This is a genomic window from Candidatus Poriferisodalis sp. (assembly GCF_965204125.1).
Lineage (GTDB): Bacteria > Actinomycetota > Acidimicrobiia > Acidimicrobiales > Poriferisodalaceae > Poriferisodalis.
The window spans coordinates 3264105-3289161 of the sequence record NZ_OZ241968.1 but is presented as its reverse complement, the minus strand read 5'-3'; the positions used below and the strand labels follow the sequence as shown (position 1 = coordinate 3289161).

At 66.6% G+C, this 25057-nt stretch carries 23 protein-coding genes and 1 pseudogene; 13 read left to right on the top strand and 11 right to left on the bottom strand.

Annotated elements, in window-relative coordinates:
• Nucleotides 1-8 precede the first annotated feature (8 nt).
• The 3 genes from katG to ACOGXD_RS15110 are packed head-to-tail and all read left to right on the top strand — an operon-like array spanning nt 9 to nt 4160.
• On the top strand, nt 9-2225 hold the full coding sequence (gene katG / locus ACOGXD_RS15120; RefSeq protein WP_419915843.1) for a catalase/peroxidase HPI: 2217 nt from the start codon (nt 9-11) through the stop codon (nt 2223-2225).
• Nucleotides 2226-2273: 48 nt separating this feature from the next.
• Nucleotides 2274-3107, top strand: coding sequence for a phosphate/phosphite/phosphonate ABC transporter substrate-binding protein (locus ACOGXD_RS15115; protein WP_419915842.1), 834 nt, complete (start codon nt 2274-2276; stop codon nt 3105-3107).
• A gap of 27 nt (nt 3108-3134) precedes the next feature.
• Nucleotides 3135-4160: an LLM class flavin-dependent oxidoreductase gene (locus ACOGXD_RS15110; protein ID WP_419915841.1), complete on the top strand. Its 1026-nt coding sequence runs from the start codon at nt 3135-3137 to the stop codon at nt 4158-4160.
• 45 nt (nt 4161-4205) lie between these two features.
• On the opposite strand, the gene ACOGXD_RS15105 is transcribed toward ACOGXD_RS15110, so the two are convergent.
• The 3 genes from ACOGXD_RS15105 to ACOGXD_RS15095 are packed head-to-tail and all read right to left on the bottom strand — an operon-like array spanning nt 4206 to nt 6304.
• Complete coding sequence (locus ACOGXD_RS15105; RefSeq protein WP_419915840.1) at nt 4206-5126, bottom strand: aminotransferase class IV; 921 nt, start codon at nt 5124-5126, stop codon at nt 4206-4208.
• A complete protein-coding gene (locus ACOGXD_RS15100; protein WP_419915839.1) occupies nt 5123-6007 on the bottom strand; it encodes a redoxin domain-containing protein in 885 nt (294 codons plus the stop codon). The genes ACOGXD_RS15105 and ACOGXD_RS15100 overlap by 4 nt, the downstream gene beginning before the upstream one ends.
• 39 nt (nt 6008-6046) lie before the next feature.
• Complete coding sequence (locus ACOGXD_RS15095) at nt 6047-6304, bottom strand: hypothetical protein (protein WP_419915838.1); 258 nt, start codon at nt 6302-6304, stop codon at nt 6047-6049.
• A gap of 156 nt (nt 6305-6460) precedes the next feature.
• Here ACOGXD_RS15095 and ACOGXD_RS15090 point away from each other — a divergent pair, with 156 nt between their 5' ends.
• Complete coding sequence (locus tag ACOGXD_RS15090) at nt 6461-8722, top strand: xanthine dehydrogenase family protein molybdopterin-binding subunit (protein WP_419915837.1); 2262 nt, start codon at nt 6461-6463, stop codon at nt 8720-8722.
• Nucleotides 8723-8795: 73 nt separating this feature from the next.
• Here the strand turns inward: ACOGXD_RS15090 and ACOGXD_RS15085 are convergent, their stop codons facing one another.
• The 3 genes from ACOGXD_RS15085 to ACOGXD_RS15075 all read right to left on the bottom strand — a co-directional run bounded on the left by ACOGXD_RS15085 (nt 8796) and on the right by ACOGXD_RS15075 (nt 12208).
• Nucleotides 8796-10013, bottom strand: coding sequence for an LLM class flavin-dependent oxidoreductase (locus ACOGXD_RS15085; RefSeq protein WP_419915836.1), 1218 nt, complete (start codon nt 10011-10013; stop codon nt 8796-8798).
• A gap of 46 nt (nt 10014-10059) precedes the next feature.
• Nucleotides 10060-10803, bottom strand: coding sequence for an SDR family oxidoreductase (locus ACOGXD_RS15080; RefSeq protein WP_419915835.1), 744 nt, complete (start codon nt 10801-10803; stop codon nt 10060-10062).
• A gap of 205 nt (nt 10804-11008) precedes the next feature.
• Complete coding sequence (locus tag ACOGXD_RS15075) at nt 11009-12208, bottom strand: CaiB/BaiF CoA transferase family protein (RefSeq protein WP_419915834.1); 1200 nt, start codon at nt 12206-12208, stop codon at nt 11009-11011.
• A 105-nt stretch (nt 12209-12313) separates the two neighbouring features.
• On the opposite strand from ACOGXD_RS15075, the pseudogene ACOGXD_RS15070 reads away from it, so the two are divergent.
• From ACOGXD_RS15070 to ACOGXD_RS15055, 4 genes and pseudogenes are all read left to right on the top strand, one after another.
• A pseudogene (locus ACOGXD_RS15070) lies at nt 12314-12847 on the top strand (class II aldolase/adducin family protein); the annotation flags it as partial.
• 231 nt (nt 12848-13078) lie between these two features.
• A complete protein-coding gene (locus ACOGXD_RS15065) occupies nt 13079-14467 on the top strand; it encodes an aromatic ring-hydroxylating oxygenase subunit alpha (RefSeq protein WP_419917417.1) in 1389 nt (462 codons plus the stop codon).
• Nucleotides 14464-14994, top strand: a complete 531-nt coding sequence (locus ACOGXD_RS15060; protein WP_419915833.1) for a 3-phenylpropionate/cinnamic acid dioxygenase subunit beta — start codon at nt 14464-14466, stop codon at nt 14992-14994. Before ACOGXD_RS15065 ends, ACOGXD_RS15060 begins: the two co-directional genes overlap by 4 nt.
• A 34-nt stretch (nt 14995-15028) precedes the next feature.
• Nucleotides 15029-15811 (top strand): SDR family oxidoreductase, encoded by a 783-nt coding sequence (locus ACOGXD_RS15055; protein WP_419915832.1) that lies wholly within the window; start codon nt 15029-15031, stop codon nt 15809-15811.
• Between the two features lie 20 nt (nt 15812-15831).
• On the opposite strand, the gene ACOGXD_RS15050 is transcribed toward ACOGXD_RS15055, so the two are convergent.
• A complete protein-coding gene (locus tag ACOGXD_RS15050; protein WP_419915831.1) occupies nt 15832-17070 on the bottom strand; it encodes a cytochrome P450 in 1239 nt (412 codons plus the stop codon).
• A 169-nt stretch (nt 17071-17239) separates the two neighbouring features.
• Between ACOGXD_RS15050 and ACOGXD_RS15045 the strand changes: the two genes are divergently transcribed.
• Complete coding sequence (locus tag ACOGXD_RS15045) at nt 17240-17629, top strand: RidA family protein (protein WP_419853694.1); 390 nt, start codon at nt 17240-17242, stop codon at nt 17627-17629.
• A 77-nt stretch (nt 17630-17706) separates the two neighbouring features.
• Nucleotides 17707-18552: a TauD/TfdA dioxygenase family protein gene (locus ACOGXD_RS15040; protein ID WP_419915830.1), complete on the top strand. Its 846-nt coding sequence runs from the start codon at nt 17707-17709 to the stop codon at nt 18550-18552.
• 10 nt (nt 18553-18562) lie between these two features.
• Here the strand turns inward: ACOGXD_RS15040 and ACOGXD_RS15035 are convergent, their stop codons facing one another.
• From ACOGXD_RS15035 to ACOGXD_RS15020, 4 genes are all read right to left on the bottom strand, one after another.
• Nucleotides 18563-19525 (bottom strand): alpha/beta fold hydrolase, encoded by a 963-nt coding sequence (locus tag ACOGXD_RS15035; protein ID WP_419915829.1) that lies wholly within the window; start codon nt 19523-19525, stop codon nt 18563-18565.
• 61 nt (nt 19526-19586) lie between these two features.
• Nucleotides 19587-20258 (bottom strand): GNAT family N-acetyltransferase, encoded by a 672-nt coding sequence (locus ACOGXD_RS15030; protein ID WP_419915828.1) that lies wholly within the window; start codon nt 20256-20258, stop codon nt 19587-19589.
• 53 nt (nt 20259-20311) lie between these two features.
• Nucleotides 20312-20803 carry a RipA family octameric membrane protein gene (locus tag ACOGXD_RS15025; protein WP_419915827.1) on the bottom strand — a complete coding sequence of 164 codons (492 nt, stop codon included), beginning with the start codon at nt 20801-20803 and terminating at the stop codon, nt 20312-20314.
• On the bottom strand, nt 20800-21186 hold the full coding sequence (locus ACOGXD_RS15020; RefSeq protein ID WP_419915826.1) for a TIR domain-containing protein: 387 nt from the start codon (nt 21184-21186) through the stop codon (nt 20800-20802). The genes ACOGXD_RS15025 and ACOGXD_RS15020 overlap by 4 nt, the downstream gene beginning before the upstream one ends.
• A gap of 270 nt (nt 21187-21456) precedes the next feature.
• On the opposite strand from ACOGXD_RS15020, the gene ACOGXD_RS15015 reads away from it, so the two are divergent.
• The 3 genes from ACOGXD_RS15015 to ACOGXD_RS15005 all read left to right on the top strand — a co-directional run bounded on the left by ACOGXD_RS15015 (nt 21457) and on the right by ACOGXD_RS15005 (nt 25055).
• On the top strand, nt 21457-23064 hold the full coding sequence (locus tag ACOGXD_RS15015) for an Eco57I restriction-modification methylase domain-containing protein (protein ID WP_419915825.1): 1608 nt from the start codon (nt 21457-21459) through the stop codon (nt 23062-23064).
• A gap of 39 nt (nt 23065-23103) precedes the next feature.
• A complete protein-coding gene (locus ACOGXD_RS15010) occupies nt 23104-24006 on the top strand; it encodes a hypothetical protein (RefSeq protein ID WP_419915824.1) in 903 nt (300 codons plus the stop codon).
• Nucleotides 24007-24167: 161 nt separating this feature from the next.
• Nucleotides 24168-25055 carry a phytanoyl-CoA dioxygenase family protein gene (locus ACOGXD_RS15005; protein WP_419915823.1) on the top strand — a complete coding sequence of 296 codons (888 nt, stop codon included), beginning with the start codon at nt 24168-24170 and terminating at the stop codon, nt 25053-25055.
• The last annotated feature ends 2 nt before the right edge of the window (nt 25056-25057 follow it).

The window sequence follows — 25057 nt, the reverse complement described above, 5'->3', positions numbered from 1 at the left end:
GAGCAGAAATGACTGACACCAGCACCACCGACGCAGCGACACCCGCCGCGGGCAGATGCCCAGTGCTGCACGACCAGGCAAACATGGGCTCACTCGCCAACCAGCAGTGGTGGCCCGAGCAGCTGAACCTGCGACCCTTGGGCAAGAACTCACCGCTGATCGACCCCACCGACGAGCAGTACGACTACGCCGCCGAGTTCGAGAGCCTCGACCTCGCCGCCGTCAAGGCCGACCTCGCCGAGGTCATGACTAACTCGCAGGACTGGTGGCCGGCCGACTTCGGCCACTACGGGCCGCTCATCATCCGCATGGCATGGCACAGCGCCGGCACCTACCGCATCCACGACGGCCGGGGAGGCGGCGGCTCGGGCACGCACCGCTTCGCACCGCTCAACAGCTGGCCCGACAACGCCAACCTCGACAAGGCCCGCCGGCTGCTGTGGCCGGTCAAGCAGAAGTACGGGCGCAAGATTTCCTGGGCCGACCTGATGATCCTGGCTGGCAACGTGGCGCTGGAGTCGATGGGCTTCGAGACCTTCGGCTTCGGCGGTGGCCGCGAGGACGTGTGGGAGCCCGAGGAGGACATCTACTGGGGTCCCGAGAACGTGTGGCTCGACGACGAGCGCTACAGCGGCGACCGGGATCTGGCGAACCCGCTCGGCGCCGTGCAGATGGGCCTCATCTACGTGAATCCCGAGGGGCCGAACGGCACGCCCGATCCGCTGGCCGCTGCCCGGGACATCCGCGAGACGTTCGCCCGCATGGCCATGAACGACGAGGAAACCGTTGCGCTCATCGCCGGCGGCCATACGTTCGGCAAGACCCACGGCGCCGCCGACGGCGACGCTCATGTCGGTCCGGAGCCCGAAGGCGCTGCCTTGGAGGAGCAGGGCCTGGGCTGGACGAGCACGTTTGGCAGCGGCAAGGCGGGCGATGCGATCACCAGCGGCCTCGAAGGCATCTGGACGCCCACACCGGTGACGTGGGACAACTCGTTCTTCGAGGTCCTGTTCGGTTACGAGTGGGAGCTGTCCCAGAGCCCCGCCGGCGCTCACCAGTGGGTGCCGACCGATCCCGCTGCGGCCGGCACCGTGCCGGACGCGCACGATCCGTCGAAGCGCCACGCGCCGGTCATGCTCACCACCGACCTGTCGCTGCGGATGGACCCGATCTACGAGCCGATCTCGCGGCGGTTCCTCGAGAATCCCGACGAGTTCGCGGACGCATTCGCCCGGGCGTGGTTCAAGCTGACCCACCGCGACATGGGACCGGTATCGCGCTACCTCGGTCCGGAAGTTCCCGACGAGCAGCTCATCTGGCAGGACCCGGTTCCCGCTGTGGATCACGATCTGATCGACGACGCCGACATCGCAGCGCTTAAGACTGCGATTCTCGAGTCGGGCCTGTCGGTGTCGGAGCTGGTGAAGGCGGCGTGGGCCTCGGCGTCGACGTTCCGCGACAGCGACCTGCGCGGCGGCGCCAACGGCGCACGCGTCCGGCTTGCTCCGCAGAACGGCTGGGAAGCCAACGATCCGGCCGAGCTGGCGGCGGTGCTCACAGCGCTCGAAGGCGTCCAGGCAGCGTTCAACGACACCCAGAGCGACGGCAAGCGAGTGTCGATGGCCGACCTGATCGTCCTCTGCGGTTGCGCCGGGGTCGAGCAGGCCGCCCGCACCGCTGGCCACGACGTTGTGGTTCCGTTCTCGCCGGGGCGCACCGATGCCTCGGCCGACCAGACCGACGCCGAGTCGTTCGCCGTGCTGGAGCCCTCCGCTGACGGGTTCCGCAACTACTGGCGGGCCGACGACAAGCGCCGCCCCGAAGTGATGCTGGTGGACCGGTCGAGCCTGCTGTCGCTGACGGCACCGGAGATGACGGTGCTGGTCGGCGGCCTGCGAGTGCTCGGTGCAAACACCGGCGGCTCGTCGCTGGGCGTGCTCACCGACCGTGCCGGAGCGCTGACCAACGATTTCTTCGCGAACCTGCTGGACATGGCTACCGAGTGGCAGGTGTCTGACACCGAGCACACCTATGAAGGCCGTGACCGTGCCTCCGGCGATCTCAAGTGGACTGCCAGCGCGGTCGACCTCGTGTTCGGCTCCAACTCGCAGCTGCGGGCGATCGCCGAGGTGTACGGCTGCGACGACGCGGAGGCCAAGTTCGTGGCCGACTTCGTGGCCGCATGGGCGAAGGTCATGGACCTCGACCGGTTCGATCTGAGCTGAGCCACGCCGCCGGGCGCGGCACTACGTTGGGCGGCGGGGGATGATCCCATGACCGAACGCCCGCGACCGCTCATGATCGGTGCCACGGCGGCCGATCCGAAGCGAGCCGTCTTCATCTGGAACGCCATCCGCAAGTACTTCAACGAGGCCGGTCTCGAAACGGAGTACGCGCTGTATTCCACCTACGACGCGCTGTGCGGTGCGGTGCTCGACGGCCACGTCGACATCGCGTGGAACGCTCCGATGGCCCACGCCCAGCTGCTGCTGCAGGCCCCGGGAACCTGCCGGACTTTGGCGATGCGAGACACCGACGAGGACGTCCACTCGCTGATCGTCGCTAGGCCGGATGCCGCCATCGCCGATCTCGACGACTTGCGTGGGCGGCGCCTGGCATTGGGTGTGGACATTTCCAGCGAGCTGTATCTGTTACCGACGGCCCAGCTCGCCGAGGACGGCTTCGACATCCGGTCCGATTGCGAACTTGTCGAGCTTGACCCCACCGAGTACTCCAACCTGCAGATGTGGGTGGACGACCGGACGATCTTCGGGGCCGTCATGGACGGCCGAGCCGACGCAGGGGTGATCTTCGAGCCATGGCTCGGATATCTGCTGCGCCGCCACGAGCTGGCCCCCGACGACATCGTCGAGGTGTGGCGCACCCGCCCGTACTGCCATTGCGCCTTCACGTCCGGTCCTGGCCTGAGCGACGAGACCAGCGAACGGTTCACCGAGCTGCTCGTGGCAATGGACCCCGACGACCCTGACATCGCCGAGATGATGCGCATGGAGCACCTCACCAAATGGGTGCGTGCCGCCGACGACGGTTGGACCGACCTCATGACTGCCGTCGAGCAAGCCGATCTCGTCGGCAAGATCTTCTAGATCTCCCCAAAAGGAAAGGCATCTGACATGTCGAAACCCGCGCTCGGACTGCTGCTTGGCTTTGAGGACACGATGGCCGACTTTGTGGAGCTGGCCCGTGAGGGCGAGGCCGCGGGGATGGACTCGATGTACACCGTGGAGGCGGGGCGCAGCGCGTTCGTCTCGGCTGCTGCGGTGATCGCGGCGACCGAGCGGGTCACCGTCGGCACGTACATCGCCAATGCCTATGCGCGGGAACCGTGGCTCACGGCGATCGCCGCCCGAGACCTCGATGAGATGAGCGGTGGACGCTTCACGCTCGGGCTGGGCACTGGCAACCGCCACTTCAACGAGTGGTACATGGGCGTGGACGACTTCCGGCCGCTGGGCAAGCTGCGCGACTACCTCGAGATCGTGCGCAGCGCAGTGGCGGGCCGTGCGGGGGAACCGGTGCGCTACGAGGGCGAGCACCACCGGATCCGCTGGCGGGCGAGCTGGGAGCCGACGCGGCCGTCGATTCCGGTGTACCTGTCGGCATCGGGACCCAAGATGGTGCGGCTCGCGGGCGAGGTGGCCGACGGGGTTGGCGTGGGCGTGATGTCGTCGGTCGAGTTCATGCGCGACATCGTCCGGCCCGCGGCGCAGCAGGCTGCCGGCGAGGCAGGCCGAGACCCCGACGGCGTCGGATTCCTGATGGGGTCGTTCCTGAGCGTCAACGACGACGAAGAGCTGGCTCGCAATGCGGCCAAAGCAACTATCTGTGGGCTGTTCCACCCTGTACCGCACCCGTACTACGACTCGCAGCTGCGGCAGCTCGGCTACGCCGAATTTGCCGACGCCGCAACCCGGCTGATGCCCGAAGGCCAGATGCGCGAGGCAATCGGCCTGGTGCCCGACGAGGTCGTCGACACCATGACCATCACCGGGACGCCCGCCCAGTGCGCCAGCCGCATCGCCGACTACAGCGGTCTGACCGCTGAGATCATCCTGTTCCGGGTGCCTCAGCGCACCGACCGGCCAGGGCTCGCCGGCTACGAGTCGCTATTCGAGGTGGTCTCGCTCGCCAGCGCCTGACATAGCCATCGCCAGCTCTCGTCGACCTTCGGCGGCACTGGCGAGTCAGTAGGCGACCGGCGTTGTCCAGCGCGGATCGTCGTGGGCGTCCCAGTAGGACTGCCGAAGCTGCATCGTGATCGGGCCGGGGGTGCCGTCGCCGAGCGGCTGACCGTCGATCGACGTGACCGGCATGACCCCGCCCGCCGTGCTGGTCATGAACGCCTCGTCGGCCTGGCCGACATCGGCGACCGGTAGCGGGGCCACATGGGCAGTTAGTCCCTGCTCTGCGGCCAAATCGAGGACGGTCCGGCGGGTGATGCCCTCCAGCACACCGGCATCGGGCGTGCGGAGTTCGCCATCGACCACAAGGAAGATGTTGAACCCGGGTCCCTCGGTGAGGTTCCCGTCGAGGTCGGGCAGCGCCACCGTGCTGCCGCCACGCTCGCGAGCTTCGAAGGCGCCACGTGTCAGGTCGCCCCAGTGGAAGTTCTTGACCGTCGGATCGACTGAGGCTTCGGGAATGCGCACAGTGTCCCGGGCGATGATCAGGTGCGACCCGGCCTCCTGCTTGTCGGGTTCGACGATCCAGATGTAGGGAATGGCGTAGGCGTAGAACTGGTTCTGGAAGGTCCACGGGTCGCGGGCGCCCCGGCCCGGCCGGCCCCTCGTCGCGATCATCTCGACGTACGACTCGCGCAACCCCGACCGCCGGACGCATTCGTGCAGGATCTCTGAGATCCCGGCACGGTCGAGGCCGAGGTTCATGTGGAGGTGCTTCATGCTCCGCTCGAACCGGTCGAGGTGCGCATCGAGACGGAAGAACTTCCCGTCCCACACGGCAACCACGTCGTAGGTGACATCTGATCGGCTGAAGCCAGCATCGAGCAGTGAGATCTTGGCTTCGCCGACCGGCACGTACTCACCCTGCACCCAGGCGCAACCCCGGCTGTAGGGGCTGCTGTCGGCGGCGGCGGGTTCGGTCACTGGTCTTCGTCCCTGGACTCGGTACCGGCACGGCGGTCGATCAGACGTTGGAAGTGCTGCGCGCCGTTCATTGCCGGCACCCGGCCGACGCCCGGGCCCATGTCGCCGAGCACCGGGAAGCCGGCCTCAACCCGGAAGCTGAATGGCATCGACTCGGGAAGGAAGCACTCGACGTCGTCGCAGGCCTGCCAGCGGACCTGACCGCTGATGGTGACGAAGCGTCCGTCGTCGTCCTTCTGCATGTTGCGTGCGTTCTGTGCAACAGGCAGCCGCAGGACGACATCGCCCTCGTACACGGCAAGCGTGTCGCCCGAACCGGACAGCGTGAGCGATCCGGTCGGCGGCGTCACTGGCTCATAGGACAGGATCCCGTCGTTGTCGTCGAGCTCGATTGCTGCGGCCACCAAGCCGTCGGGCACTGGCTCGCTGTACAGATGCTGACCCTCGGGGACCCGGAACGTGGCGACGATCTGGCGGGTGACACCCATCGGCAGCCGATCGCCGTCGATCTGCACGTCTACGGAGACCCGGTCGGCCGGTTCGCCGCCTCCGGGAGCAGATGCCTCGAACTCCTGGTCCAGCGCGGCTGCGAGCAGCTGCTCAGGACCGGAACGAATTGCGAAGTTGTGCTCGAAGAACTTCGCCACGATGGTGCCGTCCGCGTCGATCACGTACGACCCGGGGAAGGGCAGGCCGTACCACGGGTGGTCATCAGGCGGGATCAGCGTGTTGAGGATCCCGAACGACGTGATCACCTCGCTGTCGGGGTCCGACAGCAGCGTGAACGTGGTGTCGTGGGCCGCCGCGTAGTCAGCCAGCGCATCGGGTTCGTCATAGCTCAGCGCATACAGCCGGACGCCCGCTGCCCGGTAGTCATCCATGCCTCGTTCCAGCTCGACCAGCTGGGTGCGGCACGGCGGTCACCACACAGCCGAGCGGTAGAAAACCACCACGGCAGGCTGCCCTGCCCGGTCGGCGTGCACATCGACCAAGCGGCCGGCCTGGTCAGTCGCCACGATGTCCGGCAAGCGGGACCCCACCTCGGGGCCGGTCGGGAAATCGCCTAGCGGGATCCGTCGGCTCCCGTTGCCGGGCGGCTCTGGCATGTTGAAGCCTTCGGCATCCTCGAAGTACGGCCCGTTGGAGGGGCCGCCCCTGGTGTCGAGTTCGATCTCCATCGCTCGCTCCGATCGTCTTGCGGGAAGTGCTGATCTGCGGCGCCGATCATTGCATGCCGATCCTCGGCGTTCCCGATTCGGGTGGCCCGCCCCGATCGCGGCGGTTGCCGCAAGAGGCTGAGCCGATAGGCGAGGCCGGGGAGCTACGTTGCGGCGGTGGTCGACACACCATTCGAGGGACGGCGGGAAGACGAGCCGCTGCTGCGAGGACAGAGTACGTTCATCGACGGGTTGGACGTTCCCGAGCTCGCGGGTGCAGCGCAGGCCGTGTTCGTGCGGTCGGCTGAAGCCCATGCACGTCTCGCCTCGGTAGATGTGACCGACGCCCGACAGGCCGATGGCGTGATCGCCGTGTATCTCGGGCCGGAGGTGGACGGCTGGCCGTTCCCGCCGCGGTTGCCGTCGATGAACCGAGACCTGTGGCGACCGCTCATGGCCTACGACACGGTCCGATTCGTCGGTGAGCCCATCGCCATGGTGATCGCCGAGACCCGTGCAGCGGCAACCGACGCCGCCGAACTCGTCATCGTCGACTACGAGCCGCTGCCCCCGGTTGTGGACCTCGACGCCAGCCTCGCCGGTGAGACCCTGCTGCACGAGCATGCCGGGACGAACGTCGCCCTGGCCTGGGAGCTCGATCCCGTCCCTGATGAGGTGTGGGATGGCTGCGACGTGAGGATCGAATTCGATCTGGTTCATCCACGGCTCGGTCCGCATCCCATCGAGCCACTGGCTGGCGCTTCGGCCTGGGGTCCTGACGGGCGCTGCACGGCGTGGGTGTGCTCGCAGCGGCCTGCCGGCGCCAAGCACGTCATCGAGACGCTGCTGGGCCTCGAACCGGGCACGGTGCGAGCCATCTCGCCCGATGTCGGCGGTGGCTTCGGCGCCAAAGGCGGTTGGGGCTGCTACCCCGAGGATGTCGCTGTGGCGTGGGCGGCCCGCGAGCTGGGCCGACCGATCCGCTGGGCGCAGACCCGCTCAGAGGCCTCCCTTGCGATGGGCCACGGGCGGGCGTCGCGCCATCGCATCCGCATCGGCGGCGACCGCGACGGCACCATCGTGGCTTACGCGGTCGATGCCCTCCAAGACAGCGGGGCCTACCCGGCAATGGGCACCAACGTCACCAACAACCTCCGCAACAGCGGCACCGGCGTCTACGACATTGCGCACGCCACGTTGCGCGGTACCTCGGTGGTTACCAGCACCACGCCGACCGTGGCGTTCCGGGGCGCCGGCCGGCCCGAGGCGGCGTGCTCCATCGAGCGGGCGGTCGATCGGTTTGCCGCAGCAATCGGCCGTGACCCGCTCGAGGTGCGCCTTGCCAATCTTGTGCCAGCCGACAGGTTCCCGTACCGCACTGCCGTGGGTGCCACCTACGACAGCGGCAACTATCCCGAAGCCCTGGCCAAAGCGGCGGAGCTGGCCGACTACGAGGGCTTGCGGGCCGAACAGGCCGCCCGCCGCGCAAGCGGGCACGACGACACCGTGCTCGGTATTGGCGTGAGCTGTACTACCGAGATCACTGGCGGCGGCGAAGGCGAGCGGGCGACAGCACTGCTGCTCGACGACGGCACCGTCGACGTCGTCGTGGGCACGTCGCCCCACGGGCAAGGGCACGAGACCACCTTCGCACCGCTCGTAGCCGCGCAGCTCGGCCTCGACGTCGACCAGATCGTCATTTCCCACGACGACTCCGATCGCTCGCCCATCGGCGGGGGGACCATCGGGTCCCGCTCAGCACAGCTCGGTGGCTCAGCCGCCCACGGAGCCGCCATCGACCTGGTGGCAGCGGCCCGTGAGCGCGCAGCCGAGCTGCTCGAAGCCGATCCCGACGATGTCGTGCTGGATACCGACCGCGGGTTGTTCCACGTGGTGGGCACCCCGGCCCGCTCGCTCGGCTGGGCCGACCTGGCCGGTCACGGCGAGCTCAGCGTCGACCACCACTTCCGGCCCGAAGGCGGCGCCGGCTCGTTCTCATTCGGTGCGTGCGTAGCCGCCGTGGAAGTCGACACTGCTACCGGCGAAGTGCAGGTGCGGCGCTTGCTGAGCGTCGACGACGCCGGCGTGATCCTGCAACCGGAGCTGGCTCACGGTCAGGTACACGGCGGCTTGGCGCTGGCAGTCGGTGCCGCGCTCTACGAGGAGATGCACTACGACGACGATGGGATTCCCATGACGGTCGGGCTTGCCGACTACGCCCTGCCGTCCGCCGCGGAGCTGCCGTACTTCGAGACCCACGACACGGTGACGCCCTCGCCGCTCAATCCGCTGGGCGTCAAGGGCCTCGGCGAGTCCGGGACGGTGGTGGCAACCCCGGCCATCCACAGTGCAGTGCTCGATGCGCTGGCGCCGTTCGGCGTCGAGCACCTGGATCTGCCGCTGACTCCCGAGAAGATCTGGCGCGCTCTGCGGACCTAGCGGTCATCAGGATCGCCAGCAGCTCCCGAGCCTCCTCGAATTCTCAGTTGGCGATGCCGTCCGCGCCTGGCAGTCAGTCGGCTTCGGCTGCGGCGCCGACGTTCGGCGTGAAACCTGACTTGGGCGTCCCCACACCCTTCAGCGCCTCGGCGGCCCGCTCGTTCTCGAAGATCTTCGCCAGGATCGCCTTGCCGGCCCGATCGAAGTACTCCCGGTTCTCCATCACGAACTCGTTGGACTCCTGCATCGAAGCGAGCTGTCCGTTGACCGCGGGCATGACGTGGCGCGTCACCAGATCCCAGCTGCGGAACATGGCCTCGGGCTCGGCCCAGTCGTTGACGAAGCCCATCATCACGCCGAACCCGCCCGTGATCTCCTGCATCCGCAGAATGTTCTCGATGAGGTCGTCGGGGGTGCCGATGACGCCCGCGGCGGAGTCGGGGTCGGCGTAGAAGTCGATGGCCTCCGCCGTCGAGGCCAGCGGCTCCAGCCCCGGCCGCTGGAGCGTCGCGACGTTGTAGTCGTTGTGCCAGCGCAGCAGCCCGTGCTCGACATCACGGCGCGCCTGATCGCGGGTGAGCGCCACGTGAAAGTTGAACATCACCCGCCAGTCGGCGCGATCCACGACACGGTCATGCTTGGCGGCAGCTTCCTCGGCGAAGCTCCACTGCAGCGGCAGCGATGCCAGGCCTTCGGTGGACATGGAGCCGATCGACAGCACGCCCATGCCGTGCTTGCCGGCGAGCGTCATGCCCGACGGGCTGATCATCGACGCCGTCACCATCGGGATCTTGTGCTGATAGGGCGGAATCTGCAGCTTCGCGTCGTACAGCGAGAACCAGTCGCACTCGTAGGTGAAGCGCTCGCCGCCCGCCAGCAGGCGCTGGATGACCGGGATGGCCTCGTCCTGGCGGTCACGCAACAACATCGGGTCGATGCCCAAGGTGTGGGCGTCCGACGGCAGCGCACCGGGCCCGGTGCCGAGGATCGCCCGCCCGAAGCTCATCTGGTCGAGCTGCACGATGCGCTGAGCGACCATGAACGGATGGTGGTAGGGGATCGAGGTCACCCCGGTGCCCAGCTTGATGCGGCCGGTGCGTACCGCCGCAGCAGCCAGGAACATCTCGGGCGAGCCGATCGTCTCCCATCCGGTCGAGTGATGCTCACCGCACCAGAACTCGTCGTACCCAAGCCGGTCGAGGTGGGTGACCAGGTCGAGATCCCGCTGCAACTGCAGCGCCGGACTCTCCCCAGGCAGATGATGCGGTGCCAGAAACGCTGCGAACTTCACCGCGGGGACCCTACCCAGCACGCTGCGCCGAATGGGCTGTCCGGTGCTAGCTGATGCTGCGGCCGCCGTCGACGTCGAGGCAGACGCCGGTGAGGAAGCCGGCCTCGTCGGAGGCCAGGTACATCACGGCGTTGGCGACATCGACGGGATCCGACATCCGGCCCATGGGGATGCCCTCGACGACGCCTGCTCTCATTTCGTCGGTCATCGTGTCCAAGCCGGTCGCTCGCTCGAAGAAGCGGGTCTCCGAGGCCACGGGCGCGACGCAGTTGATGCGGATGTCGGGCGCGAACTCCTCGGCCAGACCCCGTGTCAGCATGATCGTGGCCGCCTTCGAGGTGTTGTACGGCGTCAGGCCCGGGCGGGGCCGCTTGCCGCCGATCGAGGCCGTGCTCACGATCGAGCTGCCTGGGGGCATGTACGGCGTGAAGTGCTTGGCGGCGAAGTAGACGCTGCGGGTGTTGACCGCCCACATGAGGTCGAACTCTTCGGTCGGGATGTCCGATGTGGAGCCCATCCGGTGGGCGAACCCGGCATTGGCGGCGACGATGTCGATGCCGCCCCACGTGTCCACCATGAGCTGCGCGAGCTCGGCGTGAGGCGCTTCCTCGGTCACGTCGAGGCGGAACGATTCGGCGCCCTCGAGGCCCTTGGCCACCGTGGCGGCACCCTCGGCGTCGATGTCGGTGACCATCACCCGCGCACCGCGCTCGGCGAATCCCTCGCTGATCGCCCGACCGAAGCCCGAAGCCCCGCCGGTCACGATCACCCGCTTGCCGTCAAACCGCATCGTCGCCCCCTCGCTGTCGTGCGATTCCCGCCCGACCCCTGGGCGGATGCTAGGTCGGGCGCCTGCATCGGGCTGTTACGCTGAGATTCAGAGGCCAGCCACCCCGGAGTTGGCAGAGCAACCCACTTGGGTAGCAACCGGGGGGCTGGCCCTTTCGCGACCGTAGTCATGTTCCGCTGCGCACTAGCCTGAATTTCGATGTATTTCAAGGCGTTGTCAGCACGCCGTCGCTGATGAGGCCGTCGATGGCCGCGGCGTCGTAGCCGATCTCGCTCAGTACCTGCCGGCCGTGCTCGCCGATCTTCGGGGCGGCTCGCCGGACGCTGGGCGGTGTCTCGGAGAACTGCTCGGGTGGTGGGATGACCCGGTACGGGCCCGCAACCGGATGCTCGTCGATTGGGAGTTGCGACACGAGTTCGTCGAGCGTCGCCGCCTCGGTTGCGGGGATGCCGTTTTCTTCGCACAGCTCCAGCCACTCGGCCGTCGTGCGCTGGCCCAGCACTGACGCGACGTCGCGGTACAGGCTGTCGCTGTGGGTGACGCGCTCGATGGGCGTCGCGAAGCGTTCATCGGCGGCGAGATCGTGCCGCCCCCCGGCCTCGAACAGCGCGACGTAGTGCTCCTGGTCGTAGGGGAGGATGTTGATCCACCCATCCGCGGTCCGTTGGGGCTTGCGCTCGGGCGTGAGGATGCGGGCATACCCGGCGCTCGCCACAGGCGGCTCGGAGATGGCCCCCGCGCCGTGCTCGGCGAGCACGAAAGCGCGCATCACATCGATCATCGGGATCTCGATGCACTGGCCCCGGCCGGTCTGTGCCCGGTGGTACAGCGCCGCGGTCACCGAGTTGGCGATCGTCAGCCCGCAGAACTTGTCGGCGACGAGGCTGGGCAGCAGCATCGGCTCGGCGCCCATGCGGCGGAACAGGTCGCCGATGCCGCTGGCGGACTGGATGATGTCGTCGTATGCGGGCGCATCAGCCTGCTCGCTGGCAGACGGGTAGCCGTGTGCCCGGCAGAACACGATGTCGGGGCGAACTTCCTGCACGGCCTCGTAGTGCAACCTGAGGCGGCGCAGCGGGCCTGGGCGGAGATTCGTGATCATCACGTCGCACGTGGCGACGATGTCGAGAAACGCCTGGCGACCGCGTTCGTGCTTGAGATCCAGGGAAATGCTGCGCTTGTTGCGCAGCAGGTTGAGCGAGACGCCCGAGAACCCGTCCACCGGGCCTGAGCCCATGCTCCGATTCCGGTCGCCAGCGGCCGATTCGACCAAGATGACGTCAGCGCCGAAGTCGCCGAGCGTCCGTGTCGCCGCAGGTCCCATGAGCACCGACGACAGGTCCAGCACCCGGACGCCCGCCAGCGGCCCCGCCGCTCCGTCGCCTTCGTTCTCGCCTGTGCTCATCTCACCCCATTACGTCGCGAAACCGGAGTGCAGGACTATCAGATGTTCTTGCTGTCCGTACGGGTCGGAGCCTTGTGGGTGGTTCCTAGGCAATAGCTTCGGCGTATGGGCGATGGCCTGGATGGGCTGCGACGCGAGATTGCAGTTGGGTGCCGGGTGATGGCGCATCGCGGGCTGGTCGAGAACATCCTGGGGCACATCAGCGTGCGGATCGGCGGGGGCCGGGCGTTGGTGCGATGCCGCGGCCCGCACGAGGCTGGGCTGCGGTTCACGACGCCTGACGATGTGCGCGAGGTCGACTTGGCCTCCGGCGAGATCACCGACGATCCGGCCGGGGACTACGCCGTGCCGGGCGAATTGCCGATCCACACCTCGGTGCTCGCGGCCCGGCCCGATGTGACCTGCGTGGTCCACGCGCACCCGCCCGACGTCGTGGTGGCCAGCCTCGCCGGCATCGAGCTCGAGCCGATCTTCGGTGCCTACGACATCCCAGCCGCTCGCCTTGCCGCCGCAGGCATACCCGTCCACCCCCGTTCGGTCCTCATTCGAAACGACGTGCTTGCCGCCGAGATGGTGGCCTCGCTGGGCGATGCCCCAGCGCTCGTGCTGCGCGGCCACGGCGTCGTGACCGCCGGCGAGGACGTGGCTGATGCCGTGCTGCGGTCGCTGCAGCTCGACACGCTGGCGCGCCTCCACCTGCGGGTGCGCGCCGCGGGAGCGACCCCCGAAGCCATTCCCGACGCCGACCTGGAGGAGTTGCCGGACCTCGGCAGCGCCTTCAACCGTGAGACCCTGTGGGGGCACCATGTGGCTGCACTCGAGCACGACGGGCATGGGCTGAACTGGCTCACAGGCAGGGGAGGAGACGACATGGCACCGGCCGAGCCCAACGGCATCGCCGACATCACCGGCGCCGTGCGTCAAGGCCTCATCCCTGCCTTTCTGTACAACGACGCCGAGGTGCATGAGCTGGAGCGCACCCGTCTGTTCGGCAGGTCGTGGAACTTCCTGGCCCACGAGTCGGAGATCGCGCAGCCCAACGACTACGTCGTGCGCAACATCGGCGACGACTCGTTCCTGGTGACCCGCGACAGCGACGGCCAGATCCACGTGATGTTCAACATGTGCGTCCACCGGGGCATGCAGGTGTGCCGCGCCGAGCGCGGCAGCGCCCGCACGTTCCGCTGCCCGTACCACGCCTGGACCTACAAGAACGACGGCCAGCTCGCCGGGTTGCCCTTCCATGCAGATGCCTACGGCGGCGAAGCCGGATTCATCAAGGAAGGCCAGGCACTGCTGCGGGCGCCCTCGGTCGCGATCCGCAACGGCATGATCTTCGCCAGCCTCGACCCCGACGCTCCCGACTTCGAGACCTGGCTGGGCGACTACGCGTTCTATCTCGACTTCTACACCGGCCAGAGCGAGGCCGGCATGGAGTTCCGCGGGCCGCAGCGTTGGCGTGTCGAGGCCAACTGGAAGATCGGCGCCGAGAACTTCATGGGCGACAGCTACCACACGCCCCACACCCACGCGAGCGTCGTGGACATCGAGCTGTTCGGCGAGCCGAAGCCCTACAAGCGCAAGGAAGGCGTGCTGTGGCACGCCGGTCCCGGCGGCGGCACCACCTACAAGCTGCCGCCCGGCAGCGACTTCGGGTCGGGACTGGCCTACGTCGGCTATCCCGACGAGATGATCGACCGGATGGCCGCCACGCTGAGCCCCGCGCAGCGAGCGCTCGTCGACGAGCCGGGCTTCATGCCGTCTGCCTCGACGCTGTTCCCCAACCTGAGCTTCGTGCACAACTGGCCCCAGACCGACGCCGAGGGGCGGATCACGCCGTTCATCTCCGTGCGGCTGTGGCAGCCCGTGGGACCGGGGGAGACCGAGGTGTATTCGTGGTTCTGCGTGGCGGCCGACGCGCCTGACGACTACAAGGCAGCGTCGTACAAGGCGTACCTGATGTGCTTCGGCTCATCAGGCATGTTCGAACAGGACGACGTCGAGAACTGGGTGTCGATCACGACAATGGCACGCGGCTCCATGGCGCGGAACCTGCTGCTCAACAACCGCATGGGCCTGACGCTCGACGGCGAACCGATCGTCGACCAGTTCGAGGGCTTCGGCGGCCCGGGCACGGCGTACCAGGGCTTCGGCGAGCACAACCAGCGCCACTGGTTCTCGATGTGGGCCGACTTGGTGTCCCGGCCAGCGCCCGCCCGCGAACCCATGGCCTTCGGCATGGGGGAGCAGCCGGCGTGAGTTCCGGGCAGTCTCAGGCACCGCTTCCCTACACCGACGAGCGGCACCAGATAGCCGCACAGTTCCTGACCGAAGAGGCACACCTGCTCGACACGTCCGACTTCGAGGCATGGCTGGGGCTGATGGACCCTCGGATCCGCTACCGCATGCCGGTGCGAGTCACCGCTGTCAAGGCTGCCGACGAGGTCGACGTGCAGACCATGCATCACTTCGACGAGGACTGGTACTCGCTGCAGAAGCGCGTGCAGCGTTTCCAGACCGACTACGCGTGGACCGAGGACCCCCAGAGCCGCATTCGCCACCATGTCTCCAACGTGCGGACCTTCGAGGGTGCCGGCGACGAGCTGATCGTGGAGTCGGCGGTGATGCTGTACCGCTCACGCGGCGACCGCACCGCCCCGAGCCTGCTGTCGGCGGGGCGGACCGACGTGCTGATCCCGACGGAGGATGGCCTGCGCCTGCGGCAACGCGACATCGAGATCGATGAGTCGGTCCTGCGCACCCAGAACCTGGCGATCTTCCTGTGAAGCAGCCGTGTGACGTCTCCGAGAAGGACCCGCGATGAGCAGGCTGGCAGGCAACCGGGCGCTCATCATCGGGGCCGGTTCGGGCATCGGCCGAGGAGTACACGATGCCTTCCTGGCCGAGGGTGCCAGTGTCGGCTCGCTCGAGATCGATCCGCACAAGTGCGAGTCGCTGGCCGCGGCATCGGCCGGACCGGTGATCCGCGGCGATGCCACCAGCGCAGACGACAACGACATCGCCGTCGCCGCGATGGTGGACGCATTCGGGGGCATCGACACGCTGGTGAGCTGCGTCGGGCTGTTCGACTTCTACCTCGGGCTCGGCGAGCTGCCCCGAGATGCGCTCGACGACGCCTTCGCCGAGATCATGAACGTCAACGTGCGCTCCATGCTGCTGGCCGTCCGCGCCGCAATCGAGCCCCTGCGGACCCACCGGGGGTCGGTCATCCTGACCGGCTCCACCAGCAGCTTCATGCCGGGCCGCGGCGGGGTCCTCTACGTGGCCAGCAAGTTCGCGGTGCGGGGCTGCGTGGAGTCGCTGGCCCGCGAGCTGGCGCCCGAGATCCGGGTCAACGGCGTCGCCCCGGGCGGCACCCACGGCACCGACCTGCGCGGCCTGCGCTCACTCGGCCTGCACGACCGATCCTTGGGTCAGGAGCCCGACCGGGTCGAGTCCATCCGTCGGCGGAGCCCGCTGAGTGTAGCTCTCGGCCCCGCAGACCACGCCGAGAGCTACGTGTTCCTGGCCTCGGAAGCCTCACGGGGCATGACCGGCCGCTTCATCCACAGCGACGGAGGCGCCAATCTCCCCGAACTCTGAGAACGGCCTGGTTGATCGTTTCAGCCGGCGGATGGAAAGCGGACCGGCAGGCAGCGAGGGCCGCGGACTTGTCCCCCTGCCCAAGTGACGGCGTCGGGGTCACTCACTTCGAAGTCCGGGATGCGCTCGAACCAGGTGCGCAGTGCAATGTCCATCTCAAGCCTGGCTAGGTTCGAGCCGGCGCAGCGGTGAATACCCGCACCGAACGCGATGTGCCGGTTGTGAGGCCGGTCCAGGATGACCTCATCGGGTCGCTCGAACACTTCCGGGTCGCGGTTGGCTGCGGGGAAGTTCATCAGCACTTTGCTTCCCTGCGGAATCGTGACCCCGCCATAGGACACGTCCTGGGCTGCCCGGCGACCCATCGTCACCGGCGAGTAGAAGCGCAGCAGCTCCTCGATGGCTGTCGGCCACAGCTCGGGCTCGGCCACCATCCGCTCGCGGTCGGCAGCGTGGGTGCCGAAATGCCACAGAGCCGAGCCGATCGAGCTCCACGTGGTGTCGATGCCTGCGATGAGCTGCAGGTTGAGCATGCCCACCACCCTCATGGGATCGACCGGCTCACCGTTGTCGCCGGTACCGGCCAGCAGCGCCGAGACGAAGCCGTCATCGGGGTTGGCCAGCTTGTCCTCCACGACTTCCTGGAAGTAATCGCGGATCACTCTGCGGTACTTGAGGCGGAGTTGTACGTCTGCCAGACCCAGTTCCAAGATGCACTGCACCCAGTAGGTGAAATCGTCCACTCGGCTCTCGTCGACGTCCATCAGGTGCGCAATGACCCGGGGCGGGATCTGCTGGGCGTACTGCCCGGCGGCGTCGGCGGTGCCTGCGTCGATGAAGTCGTCGATGAGGCGGTTCGCGAGGTCGAGCGTGTACTGGCGGTGAGCCTGCACGGCCTTCTGCGTGAAGTGCGGTAGCAGCAGGCGTCGGGTCCAGCCGTGGACGGGCGGGTCTTCAGAGATGGGGGCGGCGTTGGCGCCGTACCTCTCGAACACCGGGTCCAGCATCAATTCTTCGATGATCTCCGGAGGGGGTGTGGTCACCAGCGGGTCCGCGCTGGACAACTCGGGCACCATCTTGGCGAGCGCCTGCACGTCCTGGTAGCGGGTCGGCAGGAACGAGCCGCCCCAGCGCTCCGTGTGTGCGACCGGGCAGCGTTCCCGCAGCTCGTCCCACACGGGCGCCGGGTCGCGTACGTATCCGGAGTCGAAGATGTCGTAGTCGGTGCCCCAGTCGTCGACGGGTGCCGTGTCGGTCATCGATGGTTTCCTCGGGTCGTGACCGGCCGGTCGAACGGGCCGATCAGGTGGCAGCCAGCCGGAGCGCGGCGAGCGGGCTGATGGGCTCAGCGTAGGACCTGCGTTGATGCTTCAAGCGCTCCGTTGCCGTCTCGCTGCTGGCACTTGGACTCAGGGTTAGTCTCCGTCCATGGCAGGCAAGGTCATTCGTTCAGAAGCGCTCATCGAGGCGCATCCAGTCCCCGAGCTGATCCGTTCCGGGGCGTTCGCGCCGGCGGTGAGGGCTGGTCCGTCGGTTTATGTCTCGGGCTGCATCGCCAACGATCTCACCAAGGACATGGGCGGTCAGACCGAGGAGATCTTCGAATACATCCAGCTCGCGCTCGCCGAAGAGGGCTTCGAGATGTCCGATGTCGTCAAGCTGCAGGCGTTCATCACCGATGTTGACCAGTACGGCTCCTACAGCGCCGCCCGCAAGAAGTACTTCCCGGGTGAACCGCCGGCGAGCACGACAGTCATCGCCGGCATCATCATCCCGGGGGCGCTCATCGAGATCGAGGCTGTCGCCTACAAGGAGTAGCGGCCGCCGATTGTGGTTAGCTGAACCATCAGGAGCGGCTGCGCCGTGCGCTGTGTGCGCCGCTGGGAGGACATGACGTGCGTGTCGATGCGGTGAAACCGGGGGACTACAACCGCATCCGGGTGGAGCCGCTCACGGGTTCGATCGGTGCGGAGATCGCCAACGTCGACCTCCGAGAGCTCGACGACGAGCTCATTGCAGAATTGCAGGAGGCCTGGCTGGCTCACAAGGTGCTGTTCTTCCGGGACCAGCAGTTGACCCAGGCCCAGCATGTGGCCTACGGGCGGGCGCTCGGCGAGCTGGAAATCCACCCGTTCGCGCCGCACGTCGAGGGGCACCCGGAGATCTTGGTGCTCGAGTCCACAGCCGAGAGCTTCTATGCCGCCGAAACCTGGCACTCCGATGTGACGTTTCGCGAGTGCCCGCCGCTCGGCTCCGTTTTGCTGGGCCGCATCGTGCCGCCGTATGGCGGAGACACCTGCTTCGCGAACATGGAGCTGGCCTACGAGCGCCTTCCCGACGATCTCAGGGAACAGATCGACGGCAGCTTTGCGATCCACTCCTACGTCAAGGCATTCGGCCGCGGCATGAGCGACAGCAAGCGGGCTGAGGCCGCGGAACGATTCCCGGATCAGAAGCACCCTGTCGTGCGAACGCACCCGGTCACCGGACGCAGGAGCCTGTACATCAACCGAATCTTCACGCTCACGATCGACGGAATGACGCCCGATGAGAGCCGCTCGCTGCGCCAGCGCCTCTACGACGAGGCTGCGACACCTGAATACCAATGCCGGTTCCGGTGGCGGCCCGGCTCGATCGCGCAATGGGACAACCGGTGCACCCAGCACTACGCCGTGCCCGACCACGGCGGCATGCACCGGCGCATGGAGCGGGTGACGCTCATCGGCGATCGCCCGGTCTGATCGGCGCTGCTTAACTCTTGGCGCGTCGCAGGATGTGCTCGACGATCTCGGGGCCGTGGGTGAACTGCAGGAAGTGACCGGCGTCTGCCAGCACGTCGATCGGCGCATTCATCTGGCCGGCCCAGGTGCGGCCCCAATTCTCGTCGAAGCCCTCGTCTTGGGCGCCCCAGATGAAGTGGGCGGCCTTGTCCCAGCCCAGTAGCACCCGGTAATGCAGGTCCTGCCCGGCACCGTTGCCGCTGTCGTAGTTCCCGACGGGGATGGAGAGCGGGAACCACCGGGCGCCGTTGAAGCCCTCTTCGGGCAGGCCCCGGAACGGCGCCGAGAACCCCGCGTACCGCAGGGCCGCGTCGCCCTCGAGCTCGGGTTCGACTCTCGCTTTGATCGCGGGCACCACATCGCGTGATCGCACCATGCGTCCCGCCAGCAGCGGCACGAGCCCGATGCTCGGCTGCGGGTGGGCATACCGGCCGCCCGGCTTCCAGGCGTCGATCCAGTGCAGGAAGCTCTCGTCGTAGTCGAACTCCGGGTGGTGGAGCCACGTGTTCATGATGATGAGGCGGCTGAAGCGATCGGGCATCATCGCTGCTTGGGCGAGGCCGATCGGGCCGCCCCAGTCCTGGCAGACCACCGAGATGTCTGTCAGATCCAGGCCGCTGACGAGCGAGCTCAGCACCTCGGTGTGGCGGGCGATCGAGTACCAGTTCGGATCGGTGGGCTTGTCGCTGCGGCCGAATCCGAGATGGTCGGGGGCGATGCATCGGTAGCCGGCGTCGACGAGTCCGGGGATCATCGTGCGGTACAGGTATGCCCATGTCGGCATGCCGTGCAGCAGCAGCATGACCGGCCCGTCGGCGGGCCCTTCGTCGACGTAGTGGATGCGCAGGTCTTTCCACTGGTGGTAGCGGGGCTCGTAGTCCCAGTCAGTCAGTGCGTCGAAGTGCGCGTCGTCGGTGCGAACGAAGTCGGTCACGTGTGGTCTCCGGGTATGTCGGGGCCAGTGCCGGGCACCGGTGTCGGGTTCGGCGCTTAGTTCAGCGCAGATCGAGCGACATGCGCTGTTCCATCGGCACGCCGTGACTGTGGGGAATGGGCGCGACGGTTTGGGCCAGCACCTCGAAGCCGAAGGCTTCATAGAACTTGACGGCGGGATTATCCGACAGCACGTCGAGGTGGACAACCCGGTACCCCTCGTCGGCGGCCCGATCGATGGCGTCCTTCATGAGCGCTGCGCCGATGCCCTGGCCGTGCAGTTCGGGCCGCACCGAGAGCGCGTGGACGTAGTAGGCGCTTGCGGGTATGACCACGTTGAGATAACCGGCGAGGTAGGTGCGCCGTCCCAGCTCGGCAAGCTCGTCATGGGTGACGACGCCGTCCTCGATGATTGGCGACCACAGCGGGCGCAGTGTCTTCTTGCGGTGCTCGAATTCCGGGCCTGCGAAGCCGATCTCGATGCCCAGCAGGTCGTCGCCGTCGAGAGCGACGGTGGTCTCGTCGTAGCCAAAGAGGGTGCCTTCAGCGAGCCATGAGTCGCCGACCAGGCGGTTGAAGACGGCCCGCGAGCCGAATTGGTAGTCGTAGGTCGAGGGACCGGTCGCGTGAGCCAGCTCAACAACTTCGGCGGTGAACTGTGCCGCCCGCTCGCCGTCGACGGTCACGATCTCCATCTGTGCTCCCAACGTCGGGCGTCGCCGCCACTTCGTCAACAGTGGACGCTAGCTCTGCTGTAGAGCCCGGCCCGAGGGAGCGCCGCGGTTCATCAGTTGAGAATGACGTACACCACGAGGGTTGCATAGAGCGCCAAGAAGGCCAGTGGCACGGCACGTTCGATTCGGCCTTGCTCCGAGTAGCCAAGCTTCCATCGCTCAGGCCTTAGGCCCTTGAGGTGGTCCCACTCGTCATTGAACGTCTGGATCGGGAGATGTTGGCTCTCAATACGTCCGATCACCTCGAACTTGGCGGCATTGAGATCACGATACGAACGGAGTAACAGCCACCACGCTCCGGCGATCACAACTCCCGCGAGGGCAGCGAGAGCCAGGACGAATCGGTCAGGATCGGCATCCTCGCCTTCCGGTGGGCGAACTGCGAATGCACCCAGTGCGATCGCGAGTCCGGCCTGCACAGTGAAGAAGTAGCTGTTGGCCGACGCCCGGCGCGCCGAGACACGATCAGCCATCTCTACCGACAGCCGGTAGAGCTCCAGTACTTGTTCTCCGTCATGTCCGTTCCGAGCAGCGGTCTCACTCACCGTCCACCGCCGACCAAGATCTTGAGATTCTCCCAAGACCACGAGTAGATCTGGTCTTGGGTCGTTGCGTTCGCCGGCTTTCGGCAGATTGCGTGAGGTCGCCCCCAGAGCAGGAAGTAGGGGGCACGCTCGTCTTGTGCAATCGATAGCTCAGTCGCAACTCCGGAGGCGGTGTGCGTGTGTTCTCCGCAGATCACTGCAACGACGTTCGACGACCGGATCCGTCGTCGCGCATCTTGTCGCCAGCTTGGGGAAGCAGACTTGATTGACCAATCGGCGATCTCGAAAGGCGAATCGGAGTTCCTCGCTTGTCCGACGAGGAGGTTCTTCAGGTCCACGTCGTGGTCGTAGTCAAAGCTGACGAATAGCCGGGTCCTGGTCATCGTGCACCAATCACTCGACGCGCATGGCGAGAGTAGGGAGGGGGAGCAACAGTCATGTTCTTGAGGCCGTTGGTTCGTAATTGGGCTGGACCTCGCCAAATGACGAGTACGTCACACGGGGTGCGTAGCGTGCCCATGCATGAAGCTACACACTTGTAGTTTGATTGAGGAAGCGGACGGTCGGCGATGAAGGGTGCGCAGTTGGCCTTGACGAGCGTGGTGCCTCCGCCCAGTGTGAAGGCCCCTGACCCCGGAAGCGAGCATGGAGAGGTGTTCACTCGCCGATGGGTCGTCGAGCTCATCCTGGACTTGGTCGGGTACAGGCCCGAGGAAGACCTCACCGCCTCCAAGATCATCGAGCCGTCCTGCGGCTGCGGCGCGTTCATCATCCCAGTAGTCGAGCGACTGTGGCAGTCCTGCGCTCTGCACAGTCGCGATCTCGCTGGCTGCGATCAGGCGATTCGGGGATTCGACGTGCTGCCGCATAACGCTGAGCACACGCGGAAGGCCGTAGCGGCGAAGCTGCTGGAACTCGGTGAGTCCCTTTCTGTTGCTGAACACCTGGCCCAGTGCTGGGTCACGACGGGCGACTTCCTGCTCACCGATCATGGGCACCTCGCCGCCGACTTCGTGGTCGGCAATCCGCCGTACGTACGGCTGGAGCACATTCCCGACGAAGTCAGCGCCGCGTACCGATCCGAGTGCGCGACGATGCGAGGCCGAGCGGATCTCTTCGTCGGCTTCTTCGAGAAAGGCCTGGAGCTACTGCGACCCGGTGGCCGTCTCGGCTTCATATGCGCTGACCGGTGGATGCGCAACCAATACGGTTCCCGACTGCGGCGGTTGGTGGGTGACCGGTACGCCGTGGAGACCCTGATCGAGATGCATGACGCAGATGCATTCGAGGCGTCGGTGTCCGCCTACCCGGCTATCACCGTGCTCCGCAATGCGCCACAGGGTCCCGTCAAACTCGTGGAGGCTGGTTCGTTGTTCGACGAGCCAGCGAGCCGTCGTTTGGCGCCGTGGCTTCGCTCTGATGGCGATGTGGAGCCGATCGACCCAGCCTTCGAGGCCGCAGAGGTGGAGGCGTGGCCCCAAGACGGCGATCACTGGCCGAGCGGGTCACCGCACATCCTCGAAGTCTTGACCGACCTTGAAACTCGATTTCGTCCGCTCGAAGATCCGTTGACCGGGACACGAGTCGGCATTGGCGTGGCGACCGGGTGCGACGAGGTCTACATCTCCGATGCTCAACCAAGCATCGAGAATGATCGGCTGTTGCCGCTTCTGACGGCGAGCGACATCGCGAGCGGGGAGACTGACTGGTCGGGGCGTTACCTCATCAACCCGTGGGAAGACGGTCGCTTGGTCGACCTCGCCCGGTATCCGGGTCTTGCCGCCCACTATCGAGCTCACGAGCCGCGCCTTCGTCGTCGACATGTTGCTCGGCGACGGCCTAGCAACTGGTACCGGACGATCGACCGCGTGACGCCCGGGCTACGCGAGCGGGCCAAGCTGCTGCTACCCGACATCAAGGCGACTGCGCATCCGGTGCTCGACAAGGGGCACTACTACCCGCACCACAACCTCTACTACGTCGTCTCCGACACTTGGGACCTCGAGGTCTTGGGGGGACTCTTGCTCTCCGATGTCGCGAACCTGTTCGTGGGGGCCTACTGCGTCAAGATGCGCGGCGGCACCTATCGGTTTCAGGCGCAGTACCTGCGCAAGATTCGAGTGCCACCTCAGTCGTCGATCAGCAGGAGCGACCAAGACCAGTTGCGCCGAGCCTTCCGGTTGCGAGATCGTGCCGCCGCGACCGCTGTCGCCGAGCGCATCTACGGCGTGACGCTGCCCGTGCTAGCGAAGGCCGCTTAGTCTCGCACGAAGCACATCGGTGGGTCGACAGGGGTCGCCATGTCACAGCCGCAGAAGCTCGACCGCTTCGATGCACTTGTCCCGCGAGAGCCGTTCGTCAATCCATGGCAGCCCGACGGCACCTACGTTCCAGACTTCAAACTGCTGGAACTCTTGCTGGGAGCGGCGATCGGCACAGAGCAGAGTTCGGGCATCGTGGCAGGAGCCACCGATGTCTGGGCCGCTGAAGAGCTTCGGAGGGCTGGCTTCGAAGCCGATGATGTTTGGCCTCGGCGAGAGAGCCCGCGTGTCCTTCCGCGCGATGTACGAGAGTTCGTCGAGAGGGGTCTCACGCGCAAACTGCGTGCCGAGATTGAAGGTCGGTACAACATGCCAGGCGCACGGCGCGCCCTGCCGGCTGAGGCGCGCGTCATGGGCAGCGCCTATCTCAAGCAAGGGGACGTCGTCATCGCGTCGTGGGCAACCGGAGTCGAGGTCCTGATCTCAACGAAGACGATGTTGTCGAGCTACGCGAAGAACTTGCGGAATCGGTTCGAAGAAGGTTACGGAGATGCCAAGAATCTTCGAGGCCGTCATCCGTTGTCTGCGCTCGGCTTTCTCTTCGTGGTTGGCGCCGACATAAGCCATGACGAGCTCGGCTTCGCCGTTGACATGCTTCGAAAGCTCAGATCAGAGCCTGATGTCTACGACTGTTCCTGCCTGCTGATACTTGACGAGGAGCAAATGACTGATATCAAGGACCGGGATCTCAGTGGCGCCACGTTCGCGCAGGAAGGGACACTGCGGCCACCGGGCGCGGTAGTCAAACTAGATCTCGACAGAGCGCCTGAGGACCTGTCGGCGGGTGTCTTCTTCCGGCGCCTCGTCGAGAAAGCCCTCAGCCACATGCCGGTCGATGTGTACGAGCAGGTGCGGCAACGCCAAGCACACGCACGGTCTTGATGTGTCGGGTGAATGCGTTGCCCGTGGCCAAGCGAAACAGCGCTAGCCCTGCTGTAGAGCCCGGGCCGAGGGAGCGCCGCAGTCTCGCTGAATTGCGGGTCGGGAGGTAGTTTCTGGGCAGACGGCCCGACGGGCGGGCCCGGATGTCGAGACGTATCGCCATGAGCAAGACCGCTGTTCGTTCGTTGCAGAGGACTCCGGCCTCAGCGGGGCTGGAGCCGATTCTTGAGGCGATGCGGGAGGACGGCGGGGTCATCGTCGAGGGGATGTTCGGCGCCGACACCATCGCCCAGATGCGTGCCGCCGCGGACGAATTCGCCCAGGGCATCCAGCCGGGCGGCGCTACTCAGGGCCTCGGCGATGACGGGAAGCGCTTCGTTGGCGCTAACACGATCCGCTTCTCGAGCCTGGCCCGGCTGACTCCGGCATTCTTCGACGTCCTCGACAACGAGCTGTACGCGCAGATCGCCGATGCCGTGCTGCTGCCGATCTGCGGTTCGTACTGGCTGAACACGGCGCAGGTGATGTACATCGGTCCGGGCGAAACGGCGCAGATGCTGCACCGCGACGCAAACAACTGGTGGGCATTTGTCAAGGCCACCTGGCCCGATTCGCCCGAGGTGACCGTCAGTGCCATGATCGGCTTGGAAGAGGTCACCGAGGAGTTGGGTGCGACCCGGGTCGTGCCGGGCAGCCACCGCCAGAGTGAGCTGGCTCGCTACGAAGAGCGTGAATCGGTGCCGGCAGAGCTGGGGCCTGGCGATGCGCTGGTCTACTCGGGCTACGTGCTGCACGGGGGTGGCGCCAACCAGACAACCGACCAGTGGCGCCGGGCCTTCCACGTCAGCTTCGTCGCCGGCTGGTTGACGCCCGAAGAGGCAAGCCCGATGGATTTCAGCCTGGGAGAGCTCGCTGGCCAGAGCGAGCGAGTACAACGTCTGCTCGGCCACAGTTCCTACGACCCCCGCCCGTATAACGGAGGCGGGCTGTGGCTGCGCCATGCCCGCGAGATGCAGGACGTGATCGCCTCGAACGGCGACGCCGGCTGAGA

Coding starts and splice junctions, on each gene's coding strand:
- ACOGXD_RS15055 (WP_419915832.1), top strand. CDS start 15,029: ATGAGCAGGCTGGCAGGCAACCGGGCGCTCATCATCGGGGCCGGTTCG.
- ACOGXD_RS15115 (WP_419915842.1), top strand. CDS start 2,274: ATGACCGAACGCCCGCGACCGCTCATGATCGGTGCCACGGCGGCCGAT.
- ACOGXD_RS15045 (WP_419853694.1), top strand. CDS start 17,240: ATGGCAGGCAAGGTCATTCGTTCAGAAGCGCTCATCGAGGCGCATCCA.
- katG (WP_419915843.1), top strand. CDS start 9: ATGACTGACACCAGCACCACCGACGCAGCGACACCCGCCGCGGGCAGA.
- ACOGXD_RS15050 (WP_419915831.1), bottom strand. CDS start 17,070: ATGACCGACACGGCACCCGTCGACGACTGGGGCACCGACTACGACATC.
- ACOGXD_RS15020 (WP_419915826.1), bottom strand. CDS start 21,186: ATGACCAGGACCCGGCTATTCGTCAGCTTTGACTACGACCACGACGTG.
- ACOGXD_RS15100 (WP_419915839.1), bottom strand. CDS start 6,007: ATGGATGACTACCGGGCAGCGGGCGTCCGGCTGTATGCGCTGAGCTAT.
- ACOGXD_RS15080 (WP_419915835.1), bottom strand. CDS start 10,803: ATGCGGTTTGACGGCAAGCGGGTGATCGTGACCGGCGGGGCTTCGGGC.
- ACOGXD_RS15005 (WP_419915823.1), top strand. CDS start 24,168: ATGAGCAAGACCGCTGTTCGTTCGTTGCAGAGGACTCCGGCCTCAGCG.
- ACOGXD_RS15010 (WP_419915824.1), top strand. CDS start 23,104: ATGTCACAGCCGCAGAAGCTCGACCGCTTCGATGCACTTGTCCCGCGA.
- ACOGXD_RS15110 (WP_419915841.1), top strand. CDS start 3,135: ATGTCGAAACCCGCGCTCGGACTGCTGCTTGGCTTTGAGGACACGATG.
- ACOGXD_RS15075 (WP_419915834.1), bottom strand. CDS start 12,208: ATGAGCACAGGCGAGAACGAAGGCGACGGAGCGGCGGGGCCGCTGGCG.
- ACOGXD_RS15095 (WP_419915838.1), bottom strand. CDS start 6,304: ATGGAGATCGAACTCGACACCAGGGGCGGCCCCTCCAACGGGCCGTAC.
- ACOGXD_RS15065 (WP_419917417.1), top strand. CDS start 13,079: ATGGCACCGGCCGAGCCCAACGGCATCGCCGACATCACCGGCGCCGTG.